17 protein-coding genes and 1 tRNA gene are annotated in these 15,766 nt (G+C 63.5%); 7 read left to right on the forward strand and 11 right to left on the reverse strand.

The window, feature by feature from the left end; genetic code table 11:
- Window positions 1-103 precede the first annotated feature (103 nt).
- The 7 genes from ON753_RS22770 to tsaD form a co-directional block, all read right to left on the reverse strand.
- Window positions 104-763: a class I SAM-dependent methyltransferase gene (locus tag ON753_RS22770; protein WP_265965777.1), complete on the reverse strand. Its 660-nt coding sequence runs from the start codon at window positions 761-763 to the stop codon at window positions 104-106.
- Window positions 764-847: 84 nt separating this feature from the next.
- On the reverse strand, window positions 848-1,273 hold the full coding sequence (locus tag ON753_RS22775) for an EVE domain-containing protein (protein ID WP_265965780.1): 426 nt from the start codon (window positions 1,271-1,273) through the stop codon (window positions 848-850).
- Window positions 1,274-1,564 carry a YciI family protein gene (locus ON753_RS22780; RefSeq protein WP_265965783.1) on the reverse strand — a complete coding sequence of 97 codons (291 nt, stop codon included), beginning with the start codon at window positions 1,562-1,564 and terminating at the stop codon, window positions 1,274-1,276.
- A 77-nt stretch (window positions 1,565-1,641) separates the two neighbouring features.
- Window positions 1,642-2,649 carry an NAD(P)H-dependent glycerol-3-phosphate dehydrogenase gene (locus tag ON753_RS22785; protein WP_265965785.1) on the reverse strand — a complete coding sequence of 336 codons (1,008 nt, stop codon included), beginning with the start codon at window positions 2,647-2,649 and terminating at the stop codon, window positions 1,642-1,644.
- Window positions 2,636-3,112, reverse strand: a complete 477-nt coding sequence (locus ON753_RS22790) for an NUDIX hydrolase (RefSeq protein ID WP_323054774.1) — start codon at window positions 3,110-3,112, stop codon at window positions 2,636-2,638. Before ON753_RS22790 ends, ON753_RS22785 begins: the two co-directional genes overlap by 14 nt.
- Before the next feature lie 27 nt (window positions 3,113-3,139).
- On the reverse strand, window positions 3,140-3,643 hold the full coding sequence (locus ON753_RS22795) for an NUDIX hydrolase (protein WP_265965788.1): 504 nt from the start codon (window positions 3,641-3,643) through the stop codon (window positions 3,140-3,142).
- A gap of 108 nt (window positions 3,644-3,751) precedes the next feature.
- Entirely contained in the window at window positions 3,752-4,822 is a 1,071-nt protein-coding gene (gene tsaD / locus ON753_RS22800) for a tRNA (adenosine(37)-N6)-threonylcarbamoyltransferase complex transferase subunit TsaD (protein ID WP_265967243.1), read from the reverse strand.
- A 134-nt stretch (window positions 4,823-4,956) separates the two neighbouring features.
- On the opposite strand from tsaD, the gene hemC reads away from it, so the two are divergent.
- Both hemC and ON753_RS22810 read left to right on the forward strand, forming a co-directional pair.
- Window positions 4,957-5,883 carry a hydroxymethylbilane synthase gene (hemC, locus tag ON753_RS22805; protein WP_265965791.1) on the forward strand — a complete coding sequence of 309 codons (927 nt, stop codon included), beginning with the start codon at window positions 4,957-4,959 and terminating at the stop codon, window positions 5,881-5,883.
- A 12-nt stretch (window positions 5,884-5,895) separates the two neighbouring features.
- On the forward strand, window positions 5,896-6,612 hold the full coding sequence (locus ON753_RS22810) for a uroporphyrinogen-III synthase (RefSeq protein WP_265965794.1): 717 nt from the start codon (window positions 5,896-5,898) through the stop codon (window positions 6,610-6,612).
- 20 nt (window positions 6,613-6,632) lie between these two features.
- Here the strand turns inward: ON753_RS22810 and ON753_RS22815 are convergent, their stop codons facing one another.
- Window positions 6,633-7,382, reverse strand: a complete 750-nt coding sequence (locus tag ON753_RS22815) for a hypothetical protein (RefSeq protein ID WP_265965799.1) — start codon at window positions 7,380-7,382, stop codon at window positions 6,633-6,635.
- On the opposite strand from ON753_RS22815, the gene ON753_RS22820 reads away from it, so the two are divergent.
- The 3 genes from ON753_RS22820 (at window position 7,363) to ON753_RS22830 (ending at window position 10,963) form a co-directional block, all read left to right on the forward strand.
- Entirely contained in the window at window positions 7,363-8,640 is a 1,278-nt protein-coding gene (locus tag ON753_RS22820) for a COG4223 family protein (RefSeq protein ID WP_265965802.1), read from the forward strand. The two genes, ON753_RS22815 and ON753_RS22820, sit on opposite strands and share 20 nt — an antisense overlap.
- Window positions 8,641-8,682: 42 nt before the next feature.
- The gene (locus tag ON753_RS22825; RefSeq protein ID WP_265965805.1) at window positions 8,683-10,617 is read left to right on the forward strand and encodes a heme biosynthesis protein HemY; all 1,935 of its coding nucleotides are present in this window, start codon (window positions 8,683-8,685) and stop codon (window positions 10,615-10,617) included.
- A 270-nt stretch (window positions 10,618-10,887) separates the two neighbouring features.
- Window positions 10,888-10,963 (forward strand) — tRNA-Thr (locus ON753_RS22830).
- Between the two features lie 203 nt (window positions 10,964-11,166).
- On the opposite strand, the gene ON753_RS22835 is transcribed toward ON753_RS22830, so the two are convergent.
- Entirely contained in the window at window positions 11,167-11,634 is a 468-nt protein-coding gene (locus ON753_RS22835; protein WP_265965808.1) for an ABZJ_00895 family protein, read from the reverse strand.
- A 592-nt stretch (window positions 11,635-12,226) separates the two neighbouring features.
- Here ON753_RS22835 and ON753_RS22840 point away from each other — a divergent pair.
- Together ON753_RS22840 and ON753_RS22845 are read left to right on the forward strand one after the other, a co-directional pair.
- Window positions 12,227-13,036: a response regulator gene (locus ON753_RS22840; protein ID WP_265965811.1), complete on the forward strand. Its 810-nt coding sequence runs from the start codon at window positions 12,227-12,229 to the stop codon at window positions 13,034-13,036.
- Between the two features lie 266 nt (window positions 13,037-13,302).
- Window positions 13,303-14,040: a hypothetical protein gene (locus tag ON753_RS22845; RefSeq protein WP_265965814.1), complete on the forward strand. Its 738-nt coding sequence runs from the start codon at window positions 13,303-13,305 to the stop codon at window positions 14,038-14,040.
- A 55-nt stretch (window positions 14,041-14,095) separates the two neighbouring features.
- Here ON753_RS22845 and ON753_RS22850 read toward each other — a convergent pair whose 3' ends face one another.
- Both ON753_RS22850 and ON753_RS22855 read right to left on the reverse strand, forming a co-directional pair.
- A complete protein-coding gene (locus ON753_RS22850) occupies window positions 14,096-14,884 on the reverse strand; it encodes a crotonase/enoyl-CoA hydratase family protein (RefSeq protein WP_265965817.1) in 789 nt (262 codons plus the stop codon).
- A complete protein-coding gene (locus tag ON753_RS22855) occupies window positions 14,881-15,741 on the reverse strand; it encodes a hydroxymethylglutaryl-CoA lyase (RefSeq protein WP_265965820.1) in 861 nt (286 codons plus the stop codon). Before ON753_RS22855 ends, ON753_RS22850 begins: the two co-directional genes overlap by 4 nt.
- Between the last annotated feature and the right edge of the window lie 25 nt (window positions 15,742-15,766).

The raw sequence follows: 15,766 nt of genomic DNA on the forward strand, positions 1-15,766 counted from the left end.
ATGGTTGCCATAACCTATCGCAAGCTGAGAAAAGAGGAAGTGGGTGCCGCGGAAAAACTTTTGTGACCCTGACAGCGCCGGAGGAGGCGCCTGGGGCCATACTCTAGTCTTTCTCGACGCGGAAGACCTTGGTGCGCTTGATCTCGTTGTCTTCCAGCGCTCCCACGACCGGGACGGAATACGCGGCGAGCTCGGTCAGCCGGGATTTCGGCAGGTAGGAGCGGCCGGGATCGCCCACCAGCACATCCGTTCCGTTGTCCAGAAGCCGGTCGATCAGGCCCATGACCTTCGCCGCCATGTTTTGATCGTAGAAGACGTCGCCGCAGAAGACGATGTCGGCCTCGGGCGGTTCGCCGGCGGTGATATCGGCCTTCTGGAGAGTAAGGGTGACGCCGTTGAGCCCGGCATTGAGCTCCGCCGCCGCCAGCGCGAACGAATCGATGTCGACCGCGTGGCAGGACGCGGCGCCGGACATCATGGCGGCGATGCCGACAAGACCGGAGCCGCAGGCGAAATCCAGCACCTTTTTGCCCGCCACGAGGTCGGGCGTGTCCAGAATGAATCGGGCAAGCCCCTGGCCGCCCGCCCAGGCAAAGGCCCAGTAGGGCGGGGCAAGACCGAGTTCACCCAGGTCGTCTTCGGTCTTCTGCCACAGCGCCATGGCCTCGTCCGCCACGTACAGCCGGATTTCCTCCGCATGCGGAACCGGCTTTATCCGTGTCTCGCGGCGGATGAACTCGAACGGATCTTCAATGGGCGGCATCGGCCTTACCGGTCGGAGGGGAAGTGCGATCGGCAGCCGCTCCCGATGGAAGAGGCTGCCGTTTTGCCAGGCGTCTTTCGCCGGTCAAGCCGGCTCCTTCAGCCCGCCCATCTCGCAGACGATCTTCCATTCCTCTTCCGTCACCGGCTGGACGGAAAGGCGCATGGAGGTGACCAGCGCCATCTTGGCCAGGCGCGGCTCGGCCTTCACATCAGCCAGCGTGACGGGCTTCGGCATATCACGGACGGCCCTGAAGTCCACGCATTCCCACCGCGGGTCGTCCGTGGTCGAATCGGGATGGATTTCGCTGCAGACCTCGACGATGCCGACCACTTCCTTGCCGATGTTGGAATGGTAGAAGAAGGCCTTGTCGCCGATCTCCATGGTCCGCATGTTGTTGCGCGCCTGGTAATTGCGGATGCCGTCCCATTGCTCGCCGGCCGCGCCCTTGGCTTTCTGCTGTTCCCAGGACCATTTGTCCGGCTCGGATTTGATCAGCCAGTACTGCACTTATTTCGCCTCCGGATTCTTGACCGCCCAGTTCCACGGGCGGATTTCCACGCTTTCGAACAATCCGGCACCGGCGTAGGGATCTTCCTGCGAAATCGCAAGGATTTCGTCGCGGCTGGATGCCTCGATCACCACCAGCGAACCGGTCATGTTGCCGTCGTCGTCGAGAAACGGGCCGGCCGCCTTGAGGCTGTCGCCAAGGCCATTGAGAAATTCCAGATGGGCGGCGCGGTTGTCGAGGCGGGTTTGCAGGGCACCGGGCTTGTCGGTGCAGATCAGGGCATAGAGCATGGATGGATCCCGGTCTTGTCGAAACTGGGGAGAAACTAGGCTGCCGGTTTCACAAACTCAATGCCGGAATTCCGCGATCACACGCTTTCCGATTCCGCCTTCAGCGGGCGGGCCATCAGCGTGTTGAGAGCGTCATCGATGGTCAGGTCCTCGTCGATCATCTTCGCGACCGTTGCGCAGATCGGCACCTCGACATTGTATTTTTCCGCCAGTTTCACCGCGACCCGGGCCGAATAGGCGCCTTCGGCCAGCTTGCCGCCGGCGGCGATCAGTTCCGAGGCCATGAAGCCCTCGCCGAGCCTGAGGCCGAAGGAGAAGTTGCGCGACTGGCTGGAAGAACAGGTCAGCACCAGGTCGCCGAGGCCGGAGAGGCCGGTCAGGGTTTCGCTCTGGGCGCCCATGGCGGTGCCCAGGCGGCTCAGTTCGGCAAAGCCGCGGGCGGTCAGGGCCGCCTGCGCGCTGGCGCCGAGCTTGCGTCCGACGACGGCGCCGCAGGCGATCGCCAGGACGTTTTTCAGGGCGCCGCCGATCTGGGTGCCGAGAATGTCGATCGACGCATAGGGGCGGAAACAGGGCGATTGCATTGCCTCGCACAGGCTGAGGGCGGTCTTGGCGGAACTCGCCGCGACGGTGACGGCCGTCGGCAGGCCGCGGGCGACATCGTCGGCAAAGCTCGGTCCGGAGAGCACGCCCACTTCCACGCCCGGCAGTTCCTCGTTCATCACCTTCGACAGCAGCTTGCCGGAGGACTGCTCCAGTCCCTTGGCGCAGAGCACCACCGGCCCGCGCAATTTGCCGGTCTTCTTGAGCGCCGCCAGCATGGCGCGGGTGGTCTGGGCCGGCGTGACCAGCAGAATCGCGTCGGCGTCGGCCACATCCGCAAGGGACGTCGTGGCGTTGAGGTCTTCATCAAAGGTGATGCCGGGCAGGTAGCGCGCATTCTGCTGCCGGGAGCGGATGTCGCAGACGGTTCCCGGATCGCGGGCCCACAGGCGCACCTCGCGTCCGGCGCGCGCGGCCGTCAGCGCCAGCGCCGTTCCCCAGGCTCCACCGCCAATGACGCCGACCGAGTTAATGGCGCCCATTGCTCTGCTTCTCCATGCGCGACCGTAATGTTTCAAGCTGCGCTCCAAAACCTTCAAAGAACCTGGTCTCGGCCGGCGCATCCCTGGCGAACAGATCAATCCAGAACAGGCGGAACCTTATAGGCGCTCCGCCTGTGCTGGGTGACGTTTCGTAGTGTTCCCATTGTGCAGCGGGCTTTTCCCGAATGCGACCGTGAAAATGGCGCCTTCGATGCAAGCCGTCGAGACTTCCGGGAACATCTTCGAAGATATGATCCTGGTCCGCGAACGATTCGAGAGCGATATCCAACGAAAGTCCGGTCTCCTCGGCAAATTCCCGGCGCGCGGCCTGCAGATAGCTCTCGCCCGGGTCCAGCGTGCCGCCGGGCACCTGAAGGTCCGGGTTCGGGTGGTCGGGCTCGATGAAGACCAGAAGCTCGGTTCCGCAGGTCAGGTAGACATAGGCTTTGTGATGGATCTTCACCGGCAAGTCCTTGAAAACATGCAAACCTCAAGCCGCCTTGCCGAGGCGAGGCAGGCGGCCGCGCAGGGCATCAAGCGGCGCGCCGAAGGCGGCGAAGAAATTTTCGGCATCGCGCGCTTGCGGTCCGAACAGGTCGACCCAGAAGAACCGGCAGCGAATCGGCTTGCCGCCGCCGCTTGGAAACATCTCGTAATGCTCCCACGCATCGCTCGGGCGCTCGGCGATGCGGACATGATAGTTGCGCCGGATATGGCGACCGCGCAGGGGCCGGTCCGCCGGTGCCCTGAACTGGCCGACGGGCGGGATCGTCTCGAACGGCAGGTCCTGGTCGCTGAAATGATCGAAGGCGGCATCAAGCCTCAAGCCGGTCTCCTCGTGGAACTCCCGCATCGCCCCATGCAGGAAGCTCTCGCCCGGATCTATGGTGCCGCCGGGCACCTGCAGGCCGAGATAAGGCGTTTCCGGCTCGTTGAATACCAGAAGGTCCGTGCCGCAGGTGAGATAGACATAGGCCTTGTGGTAGATGCGCATGTGCCGGAATTCCCTGTAAGTGCGGACAAGGTACTAGCAGGCATTCCGGCGTGACTAAAGTCTCCGATCGTGCGGTCCTTGCGAACACGCCCTGAAAACCGTCTCCGCTCAGACCTTCGCGCCTTTTTTTCCTGCGCCCAGCACTCCCGCACTTGTCGAATCGAGCGGCCAGCGCGGGCGGGGGGAAAGGGTCATGTCGTCAACAGGGCCCAGTTGCAGGCGTTCGATGCCCGCCCAGGCGATCATCGCTGCATTGTCGGTGCAAAGGTTCATGGGCGGGGCGATGAACCGGGCTTCGGCTTCCTGTGCCGCCGTGAGCAGGCTCTGGCGGATTTCCCGGTTCGCGGCCACCCCGCCGGCGACGACGATCACCGGCTCGGCATCCGGATGGCGCGCCTTGAACAGCTCGAGCGCCGTCCTGGTGCGCGCGGCCAGAACGGCGGAGACGGCGCGCTGGAAGCCGGCGCACAGGTCGGCAACCGTCTGGTCGTCGATCGGCTCCAGCTTCTTGGCCTGCGTCCTGAGCGCGGTCTTCAGGCCCGCGAAGGACATGTCGAGGCCGGGCCGGTCGAGCAGGGGGCGCGGCAGTTTGAACCGCTCCACGTCGCCCATGGCCGCCATCTTCTCCACCTGCGGGCCGCCCGGATAGGGGAGACCCAGCAGCTTGGCGGTCTTGTCGAAGGCCTCGCCGATGGCATCGTCGATCGTGGTGCCGAGGCGCTCATAGTCGCCGACGCCGCGCACCAGAAGAAACTGGCTGTGACCGCCGGAGACAAGCAGCAGCAGGAAGGGAAATTCCAGATCGTCGGTGAGGCGCGCGGTGAGTGCATGGCCTTCCAGATGATTGACGGCGACGATCGGCTTGCCGGCCGCCATGGCGATCGCCTTGGCGGTCATGAAACCGACGATCACGCCGCCGATCAGGCCGGGTCCGGCCGTTGCCGCCACCGCGTCGATATCGTCCCAGCCGCAGCCGGCTTCCTGCATGGCCTCGGCGATGATCCGGTCGAGGATTTCGATATGCGCCCGGGCGGCGATCTCCGGCACCACGCCGCCGAATTCCGCGTGCTCGTCGATCTGCGAGCGGATGGTGTTGGAAAGGATCTGCCTGTCCGCCGGACCGCGCACGACAGCGGCCGCGGTTTCGTCGCAGCTGGTTTCGATGCCCAGGACCGTCAGATTCGTCGCATTGTCTTTTGGTTTGACTGAGGTCATTGGTCTAAACGGGGTGCCCTGTGATAGGACATTCGATGAGAAACAATTCGCATACCCGGCGCGTTACTTTGCCGGGCGTAACATCTGGACGGTAAACCTTGCAATCAAATCCTTTGCGCATCGGAACCCGAGGCAGCGCACTGGCGCTGGCGCAGGCCCATGAGACCCGCGACCGGCTGATGGCTGCCCACAAGCTTCCCGAAGAGGCTTTCGAGGTCGTCGTCATCAAGACGTCGGGCGACAAGATCCAGGACAGGCCCCTGTGGGAAGTCGGCGGCAAGGGGCTGTTCACCAAGGAAATCGAGGAAGCCCTCCTGGACCGGCGGATCGACATTGCCGTGCATTCCTCAAAGGACATGCCGACGGTTCTGCCCGAGGGCCTTGCCCTGACCGCCTTCCTGCCGCGCGAAGACGTGCGCGATGCCTTCCTGTCGCCAAAGGCGAAGACCCTGACGGACCTGCCCCAGGGCGCGGTGGTCGGCTCGAGTTCGCTGCGCCGGCAGGCGATGATCAAGCGGCTGAGGCCCGACATCGACGTCGTGATGTATCGCGGCAACCTGCAGACGCGCCTGCGCAAGCTGGCGGAAGGCGAAGTGGACGCAACCCTGCTGGCCGCCGCGGGCCTGCGACGCCTCGGGCTCGAACACGAGATCACCAGCCTGCTCGAAGTCGGCGAATTCCTGCCCGCCGTCGGGCAGGGGGCGATCACGATCGAGAGCCGGGTGAACGACACGGCGACGCTCGAAGAGCTTGCCGCGATCCACGATCGCGAAACCCAGATCCGGCTGGACGCGGAACGGGCCTTTCTCGCGGTCCTGGACGGGTCCTGCCGCACGCCGATCGGCGGGCTGGCGACGGTTTCGGGCGGTATGGTGCATCTGAGCGGCATCGTGCTGAAGCCCGACGGTTCCGAGGCGCATGAAGCTGCAGACAGCGGTCCGGTGACCCAGGCGGCCGAGGTTGGCCGGTCGGTCGGGCGGATGCTCAAGGACAGGATGGGTCCCGGTTTCCTTGCAGATCACTGAGGGAGCCCCTGAATGCGCTTCCTGGTGACGAGACCCCGGCCGGACTGCAAGCGAACCGCCGACAAGCTGCGCGCCGCCGGTCATGTTGCCGACGAAGCACCGCTCCTGAGGTTCCAGGCGGTGCCGCCGGAACGTTTCGATCTCTCCGGCGTTTCCTCCCTGGCCTTTTCGAGCCGGCGGGCGGTTGCGGTTCTGGCCGGGCATCCGCAGTTCCCCGACCTGAAGGCACTTCCCGTTTTCACGGTCGGCGAGGCAACGGCGGCGGCCTGCAGGCAGGCCGGATTTCAAGCCGTGCACACCGCCGAGGGCGATGTCGGATCGCTCGGCCGTCTCATCCTTGCCTCGCAGGATCAATTGAAGCCGGGTGCCGTGCTTCATCCGGCGGCACGCGAGCGCGCGGGCGATCTGGAAGGCTTGCTGGCGCGCGCAAACGTCACCTGCCGGACGGAGGTGGTCTACGGCATGGATCCGGCAAGCGATCTGCCGGCCGGCGTGGCGGAGGCGCTGCAAGACGGGGCCTATGACGGGGTGCTGATCTACTCGAGGCGGACCGCGGAGGTCCTGGTTCAGCTGCTGACGGCTTCGGGGCTCGACCACATTTTGCCCGGTTTGCATGTCTATGCCATATCCAAGCAGGCGGCCGCGCCCCTGTCAGATGTCGCGAGGGTGCATGTTGCTGATGAACCTTGTGAAAAGTCACTTCTGGATCTGGTCTTAGCGGAGTGTTAACCAGAACCGAAGGAGTCGTTCTATTGCAGCGCCGAAGAGTCGCTGCTGCGGTGGTGCCGCTCCGCAAAGAGGTGTGTATAGTGAAAGCCTTGGGATCGGCAGGGTCCAGGAGGAGTGCAGATGGCGACGGACAAGAAATCTTCTGACGGGACATCCTCTTCGGGTGGAAAAGAGACCTCCGGCAAGCCGGAAAGCCCGTCTTCATCCTCCGGTACGTCCAAACGTCCGGTCACCATCGATCTGACCGCCGAGAAAAGCGCTGCGAAGCCGGGGACGTCGCCCGCAGGTTCAGCAGCTTCGACCGGTTCGGCGAGCTCGTCCAGGCCCTCCCCCACAAGCGGTTCCACCACGGGCGGCTCCAGCGGGGGCGGTTCAGCCCCGGGAAGCTCGACCACCGGAAGCTCAACCACGACAAGCTCTGCGGGGAGCGCCTCGGCGGCGGGATCCTCCACCGGCGCCGGCTCCACGGGTTCAAGGCCCGGCGGCACATCCTCGTCGTTCAGCTCCACGCGTCCTTCCGCGGCGCCTTCGTCTTCCTCTGCTCCCGGCGCTTCGTCCGGCCCCACCGGCCCGGCTTCGGGAACCTCCGCCGGTTCGACCGCGTCCAAATCATCGTCCGGCACATCGCCGGCCTCGGGCTCCGCGTCGGGCCGCGGTTCACCTCCGGGCGGTACACCGCCGCGTTCCGGCTCGACAAGCTTTTCCAATCCGCCGGCCGCTGAGGACAGCGGCGGGGTCGGGGCCTTCGGGGTGCTGGTCGCGGCCGTCATCGGCGGAATCCTGGTTCTCGGCGGCGGGTTCGGTCTCTATCAGGCCGGGCTGGTGAAGCTGACGCCCGAACCGGACCAGCAAATGGCACGGTCGCTGACCTCGGCGGAGCGCAAGATCTCCGAGCTGGAACGCCAGCTTGCCGATGTTTCGGCAGGGGCCGCCAACCAGAATACCGGCAGCGCCGTCTCGGCGCTCGAGACAAAGGTCTCCTCGCTCGAATCCCGGCTGGAAAACGCTGCTGCGACAGACAGCTCGCCGGCGATCGCGGCGCTGCAGCAGGACATCGAGGAGCTGCGCAGCGAAATGGCCTCCGCCCCGGCCGCGTCGGGCGAGGGGGCGCCTGCCGATATCGCGCCTTTGGAAGGGCGTCTTTCCAAGCTGGAAAACACGATGAGCTCGACCTCGTCGGACGCAAGTCAACTGTCCGGATCCGTCAGCGGTATAGAGGGCCAACTGAATGAGCTGAAAACCACGCTGGGCGAGGTCCGGACCCGCCTGGAGAACACGGAAGCGACGGCCAAGGCGGCACAGACCGCCGTCTCCACGTCCGATGTTTCCCTGAAAACCCTGGCCGACAGTCAGGCCCGTGCAACGGAAACGCTTTCGAGCCTGTCGTCGGACATCAAGTCCATCGGCGAGGCCAATACGGCCGCGCTGGAGGATGTCCGCGCCGAGCTCGATGCGGTTTCCAAGCGCCTGGCGCAGGTGGAATCCACCATGGGCGATGCGACCGCCCGCGAAGTGGCGGCCCGGGCGCTCTCGGTTTCCGCGCTGAAATCGGCCGTCGATTCGGGACGTGCGTATGAAACCGAACTGGCGGCGGTCAAGGCCGGCCTGCCGGAGGATATGGACCTGAGCGCCCTGGAGGCCAATGCGGAGACGGGCGTCGAGCCGGTCTCCGTGCTGATCGCCCAGTTTCCGGCGGTTGCCCGTGAGATGCACCAGACCTTTTCCAAGCCGGATCCGGACGGCGACGTGCTGGACAGCCTGCTGTCCAGCGCCCGATCGATCGTTTCCGTTCGCGGTCCGGGCGACGCGGACGGTTCCGGACCGGAAGCGGCCTTGCGGCGTATGGAGAACGCGGTTGCCAGCGGCGACCTGAATGGTGCGCTGGCCGCTTACGAGATGCTGCCCGGAGCGGCTCAGGAAGCCGGGGCGGACTGGGCGACACGCGCCAGGGCGCGCGTCGAAGTCAACGCGCTGACCGACAGGGCCACGCAGGAGTTGCTCGATGCACTTGCCGCCAAAGACAGTTAACCGTCGGCCGGTACCGACCGGCAATGCTTGGGAGCCAGCCAGATGATCCGCGTCCTTATCTTTTTCGCGCTGCTGTTTGCCCTGGCATCGGGTTTTGCCTGGATGGCGGACCTGCCGGGCACGATCTCGATCACCTGGAACGGGTATGTCTGGGAACAGCCGCCGGTCATCGTCGCGCTGGTGGCCGGTGTCTTGCTGGCCGCGTTCCTGGCTGTGGTGTGGATAATCCGGGTGATCCTGAAGTCGCCGCAGATCGCCAGCCGGTTTCTGCGGCGCCGCCGCAAGGACAAGGGCTATGCCGCGCTCTCCCAGGGCCTGATCGCGATCGGCACCGGCAATGCAAAGCTGGCGCGCCGTCACGGCCTGGAAGCGGACCGGCTGCTTTCGGATGAACCTGCAACAAAGCTTCTGCTCGCGCAAACGGCCCAGCTCGCCGGCAGGGACGAGGAGGCGCGCAACCGTTTCGAGGCCATGCTGGAGGATCCCGAGACGAAGGCCCTGGGCCTGCACGGCCTCTTCGTGGAAGCCGAACGCCACAACGAGCCCGTGGCCGCCCGCCACTATGCGGAAGAAGCGGCAAGGACAACGCCGGGCCTCGAGTGGGCCGGGAAAGCCGTTCTCGGCTATCAGGCCGTCGCCCATCACTGGGAAGCGGCGCTCAAGACGCTTGAGCGCAACTATGCCGCCAAGATGGTCGGCAAGAAGACCTATCGCCGCCAGCGGGCGGTCATCCTGACAGCGCTGGCTCAGAAGCTGGAGGATGGCGAGCCGGAACGGGCCTATTCGCTGGCCAAGGAAGCGCATGGCCTGGCGCTGGACCTCGTGCCCGCTGCCGTGGTGACCTCGCGGCTGGCAACGCGCCGTGAAGACATTCGCAAGGCGGCAAAGGTGCTGGAGGCGACCTGGCGTCATTTCCCGCATCCCGAGCTTGCGGAGACCTATGCGCATGTGCGCACCGGCGACGCCGCCCTAGATCGGCTGAAACGGGTGAAATCCCTTGCCGCGCAGCGCGCCAACACGGCCGAAGGCGCCTATGCCATTGCCAAGGCGGCGATCGAGGCCCGCGAATTCGACGAGGCCCGAACCCAGCTCAAGAAGGTTCTGCAGTCCGAACCGACGCGCAAGGCCTTCGTGCTGATGGCCGAGCTCGAGGAGGCCGAGCATGGCGACAGAGGCCGCGTGCGCGACTGGCTGGCACGCGCCGTAAATGCGCCTCTCGACAAGGCCTGGATTGCGGACGGGATCGTCTCCGCCGAATGGCAGCCCGTCTCGCCGGTGACCGGAAGGCTGGATGCCTTCCGCTGGGATACGCCGGGGGGCCTGTCGGAGGACGATGGCGAATTGCTCGAAGACAGCCTTTTCGAGGCACCCGAGGCACCGGCCCTGCCCGCGGCCGCACCCAGGCCCCAGAATGCCGACGAGCCGAAGGCGGCCGAGCCGGAGGACGAAGCAAAAACCGTCGATCTGACCGCGGAGCCGGTTTCGGCAAAGGCCGGAAATGCGCAGGTAGCCAAGGAAAAGGCGCCGGAGCCCGCGGCTGAAAAAGCGCCGGAAACAGTTCAATCCACACCTGCCGAATCCGAAAAGCCCGCGTCCGAACCGGCTTCAACAACCCGGACAGGCTATGAGGGAACCACGGATGATGTCAGGTTCGGCCCGTCCCTGAACGACCTGCCGGACGAACCGGCGGCCGAAAAAGAAACCGGCGCACCTGAAAAGGCCGCACGGGAAACGCCGGCCGCCCCGCCGCAGCCTGCCCCTGAACCGGCGAAGGAGAGCAAGCCGGCCAAGAAGGGTGGCAACGGCTCGAAAGCCGCAGGCAAGCCGAAGACCGAGGAAAAAGGCCAGGAGGCGGGAAAGGAAAACCTGAACCGCCCGATCGAATTCGCCCTTGAGCGCATGCCCGACGATCCGGGGCCGGACGAAGACGACGAGGACGAGACGACAAAAAGCTCCCGTCCGCGGTTCTTCAACTAGCGTGCGGAGCCCAAAAGATCGGTCGCACAGGCGTCAAGACAGCTAGGAGCGGCGAGGAAAAGTCGGCATGGTCGATGCCGTTCAATCGGCCAAGGGCTTCGACGCTGCTGCCGCTGGCAGCCGTCTCGGCGTCCTCGGTCCGCTCCAGAGAGAACGGTGCATGCAATTTTGTGAGTAGTCCGCACCCAGGCCTCTTGCATCTGGCGCCAAGCTCCGGTAATTAGCGGCGCACTCGGCAAGGTTCGAGTGTCCGCGCCAGATCGCGCGTTGGCCGCTGTAGCTCAGATGGTAGAGCACGTCATTCGTAATGATGGGGTCGTAGGTTCGAGTCCTATCAGCGGCACCAGTTTTCCCTGTCCAGCCCGAAGACATAGGTATCCGTTTGTACCGGAGACATGGGTGACAACCTCGCGGCGAACGGGTTGTCGATTGTCTGCAACGTTCTTTGTTCCCGAGTTTCTCACCGGCCAGAACCCACGGTCACCGCCGCTTGTGCATCGCTCTCAAGGGGGCGGCGCCGTGCAGGTTTCCTCAGGATAGGTAGCAACGTTACTCGAAAACGGTGCTGCTCTTTGCCTGCTTTTTCAAATGCGCTTTCTCGGCATGTCGTGCGCCGCTTGCGAACATGAAGCGTTTCGCAACCAAAGAAATCGCAAACATGAAGATCAACAGCAGCACAAGGATCAAGACGAGCGACCCGGGCACATTTTTCAGTTCACCAGTTGAAAGAAAATACCACAAGAACACACCGCCAAGAGCGATGGAAATGGCGAGTTCGACGAGTGTCATCTGAAAAGACGCGCGCCAGGCGAAACCACTGTCAGGCACGACTTGATGTTTCCTGTAAAATCTATTGCCGGCGTCCGATGCAGCTCCCAAAACAGCAACAATCTGGTTCACCGTACCGCTTATACTAAAACCGGTAAAAATCTCCAAAGCGACGCTTATGATCGCCATAACAACCAACAATCCCGTAAAAACAAACGCAAATCTAACCAGCCCTACATTTCTCTGCACGACAGATCTCCCAAAAAAGTTCAACACAAATTCGATCTTGCTTAAGCGCAAACCAACTTAAGCATCTTCACACGCCGGCATCACCAAAGGGATTTCCGATGACGTGGGTGTACAGTCCCATATCCAACAAATCTTAAGTTGTAGTGTCGGTGATTGTGTTTCAGCGCCAAGTGAGCGCCTGGTGCCCGGCCGTGTTGGCGCGCCGCCTCTTGCGGACACGGTTGGGAACGAAAATGGTTTTCACGGGTTCGCTGGCCCTGCATCCGCACAGATGGCGGCCGGTGTGGTCCGAAGCAGTTTCCTCGATCTTGACGACCGCGAACGGGTTCCTGCGAGAACTCCCTAGATTTATCCTCCTTGGTACTATCTAAAGAGGTCGTGTTCGTCTGGTAGTATTGGAAGTCTGACAAATTCTGCTTGGCTTCTCGACAGTACTACAATCCATCAGCAAAGCATATCTCTGGTTGTGTTTGCGGGCATCTGGTCAGGTAACTGAATATATACAATTCTAGTGTTTATATCACTGTAAGGTTGAACCAGGCCTCGACTCCAAGCAGCCCGATGCATGAGGTGATGGAAGTTGCTTCACAAGATGATACGCATTCTGGTTGCCGATGACAGCGCGGTGGCGCGGGAAGTCGTCAACGGGGGTGTGAAGGTTCATCGCGCCAGGCGCTACATTGAAGTCGACACCGTCAATGACGGCCGTGCCGCGCTCGATGTCCTGCAGAAGAAGCCGATCGACATAGCCTTTGTCGACATCAACATGCCCGGCCTGAGCGGGGCCGAGGTCGTGGCCGCCATGGGCGAGACCCGGTCGAGCAAGTGCCTGACGGTGGTGATGTCCAGCGCGCTGGACGAGGCGTCGGAGGCCGTCTTCAGACGTTCGGGCGCCTATCACTTCCTGAAGAAACCATTTCACCAGGACGACGTCGCGGAACTCATCGCGACCTACATGAAGATGACCACCTCCTATCCGATCCTGATCGTGGACGATTCCGCGACGATGAGGAAACTGGTGCGCAGGATCCTGGAAGAGAGCCGGTTCGATTTCGAGATCTCCGAGGCGGACAGCGCGCCGTCGGCTCTGCGCGCGCTTGCCTCGGGCAGGTTCAGGCTTGTGCTGACCGATTTTCACATGCCCGGCACCGACGGTATCGAACTGGCCGGGTCCATTCGCGATCTTTCCAGCAGGATCGGCATCTATATGATGTCGACCAATGACGCGAGCTATGTGGAACGCTCCGCCGCCTTTGTCGGCATTTCGGGATTCCTGAAAAAGCCGTTCACGGCGCAGGATATCGACACGATCATGCACGGCTTCCTGGAGCTGGATGCGCCGAAGTTCGGAAAAGTGCGGGACATGTTCAGCTTCTCGGCACGGGAAAAGAAGATTTCCTGAGGCCAACTTTCCGGGATCTTTATTGCAGGTTTTGCCGTGCCGGATTTGCACGATGGTTACTTTGATCTTGGATTGCTGAAACGGTTTCTTGATTTCAGGGCGCACAGTTGATTCAATAAAAGAATCAGTAAGTCCTCGGAGTTTTTCCTTTTCCGCCGTTTGGATGCATGGGGAGCGGTGTGGGTAAAGCAGCAAAACTTGAGTTTCTCCGCCGGTTGGTCCCTCTGGGCCTCAGCGTGCTCGCCATCGTCGGGGCATACTTTTTCATGTCGTTGTTGAGCGCCCTCCTGTGTGTGATCGCGGCTGGCGGCATCTATGCGGCCCTGCCCCGGCCCGCATGTCCCGTCGGCGCCATCAGGCCGGTCTCCAGGCCGTCAGTGAACGTGCTGGACCTCGTCGGCTTCGTCTTCGGCGTCGTGTTCTTTCCGCCGGCGTTCATCGGCATGGCCGAAGCGTCCGGCGGCATGGCCCTGCTGGCGCTCGCCTGCCTTCTGCCCGCAAGCGTCTCCCTGGTCTTCTTTACGGTCTCGGTGCGGCAGGAAACCTCGTGGGTCCGGTTCTTCGGCAATGGTTTCGAGTTCACGCAGTTCGGCATGAGAGCCCGTGTCCTTTATGAAGAGCTCAAGAAGGTCCAGGTGCGGCAGTGGCAGGCATCGGGCTGGGTGGCGTGGTTCCAGTCGACCATCGGCTCCAGCGGGCGCAGGTCGGCCGTGCTTCTGAACGGCGCCGAGAGCACCTTGACGCTTGTCTTCAAGCGCAAGGACGGGGCGAAGTTCACCATATCCTCCGAGCTCATTCCCGATCTTCAGCGCATCCTGATCGGCATGGACCGCGCGGGCGTGGACCTGCCCGAAGGCATCAGCGAAGTGCAGCGCAGGAAAATCCGTCAGCGCCGCGAACGCATGTATGGTCCGCCGCCTTCAGAGCCGCCGCGTGCGGAACAGACCAACGTCGCCCGCATCGCGGCCCTGATCGAGCACGCAAGGCGGAGCATCGGCGGCTGACAGATCCGCGACAGACAGATCCGAGGCAGACGGCCGGCGCCAAGGGCAGGACTGCTCAGCTTGCGGTCCAGTCGGGTTTCCGCTTTTCAAAAAACGCCGAAATGCCTTCCCGGGCTTCCGGGGTTTCCCAGGTGTCCGCAAGGCGGCGGATCGTTGCGTCGATGATCTCGTCGGTTATCGCCGGTCCGAGCGCGCGTGCCAGGGCTTTCGAGGCCGCGACGGCGGAAGGCGCGGCGGCAAGATAGGGGCGGATCTCCCGTTCGACGGCCTCGTCCAGCCCGTCCTGCGACACGACCCTGGCGACGAGGTCGAGTTCCTGCGCCTCTTCGGCGCCGAAAATCCTCGCGGACATGAACACCCGGCGGGCTTTGCCTTCGCCCATGCGGGCCAGGACATAGGGGCTGATGGTTGCCGGGATCAGCCCCAGGCGCACTTCCGTGAGGCCGAATTTGGCGCTGTCCACCGCAACGACCGTGTCGCAGACGCTCATCATGCCGATGCCGCCGCCAAAGGCCTGGCCCTGAACACGGCCGATCAGCGGACTGGGAAGTTCGTTCAGCGCTTTCAGCATCATGGCAAGCTTGCGCGCCTCGACGATACGGGTTTCCCGGTCTGCCTCGAATTGCTCGCGCATCCAGCCGAGATCGCCGCCGGCGCAGAAACTCGCCCCGGCTCCAGTGAGAACGACGACGCGCACGGCCGGGTCGCTGCCGAGCCGGGCGGCCGCCTCCGTCAGCTCGCCGATCATCTGCGCCGAGAGCGAGTTGTGTTTTTCCGGCCGGTTCAGCGTGAGCGTCGCAACGCCCCGCAGGTCGGTGGAAACGGCAATGGTTTCAAAACTCATGCTTCGACACTCCGCAGGCTCCTTGCAAACTCGGCAACCTCGCCCAGCAAGTCGCGCTTGATGCCGGTCTCCAGGCCCTTGCGCGTCATAAGATCGACGACGGCTTCCGTCGCCACATTGCCCTTCGCCCCGGGCGCATAGGGGCAGCCGCCAAGGCCGCCGATGGCGCTGTCGAAGGTGCGCAGACCCTTTTCAAGACTGACTTCGATGTTCTCCAGCGCCCGTCCGCCCGTATCGTGGAAGTGGCCCGCCAGCTTTTCGGCCGGCAGCACGTCCAGAACGGCATCCAGCATGGCCGCGGTGGTCTCCGGCGTGGCGGCGCCGATGGTGTCGCCCAGGGAAATCTCGTAGCAGCCGAGGTCGTAGAGCGTCCTTGCGACTTCGGCGACCTTTTCCGGCGGGGTCGGACCGTCATAGGGGCACTCGACGACACAGGAGACGTAGCCGCGCACCGGCACGCCGTCGTGGCTGGCCTTGTCCAGGAGCGGCTTGAAGCGCTCGATGCTTTCGGCGACCGAGCAGTTGATGTTCTTCCTCGAAAAGCCTTCCGAGGCCGAGCCGAAGATGGCGACCTCATCCGCCGAGGCATTGCGGGCGGCGGTGTAGCCCTTGACGTTCGGCGTGAGCACGCCATAGCTCACGGCCGGGTGACGGTAGATACCCTCCATCACCTCCTGCGCGTCGGCCATCTGCGGCACCCATCTGGGGCTGACGAAGCTGGTCACCTCGATCTTGCGGAAACCGCAGGCCGTCAGCCGGTCTACCAGCTCGATCTTCCGCACCGTCGGCACGAAGAGCTTCTCGTTCTGCAGACCGTCGCGCGGGCCCATTTCGAATATGGTGACGAAGTCGGACATTTTTCTTCTCAATTGGAGTGGCAAA

It is taken from the genome of Roseibium salinum, assembly GCF_026240905.1.
Taxonomy (GTDB): domain Bacteria; phylum Pseudomonadota; class Alphaproteobacteria; order Rhizobiales; family Stappiaceae; genus Roseibium; species Roseibium salinum.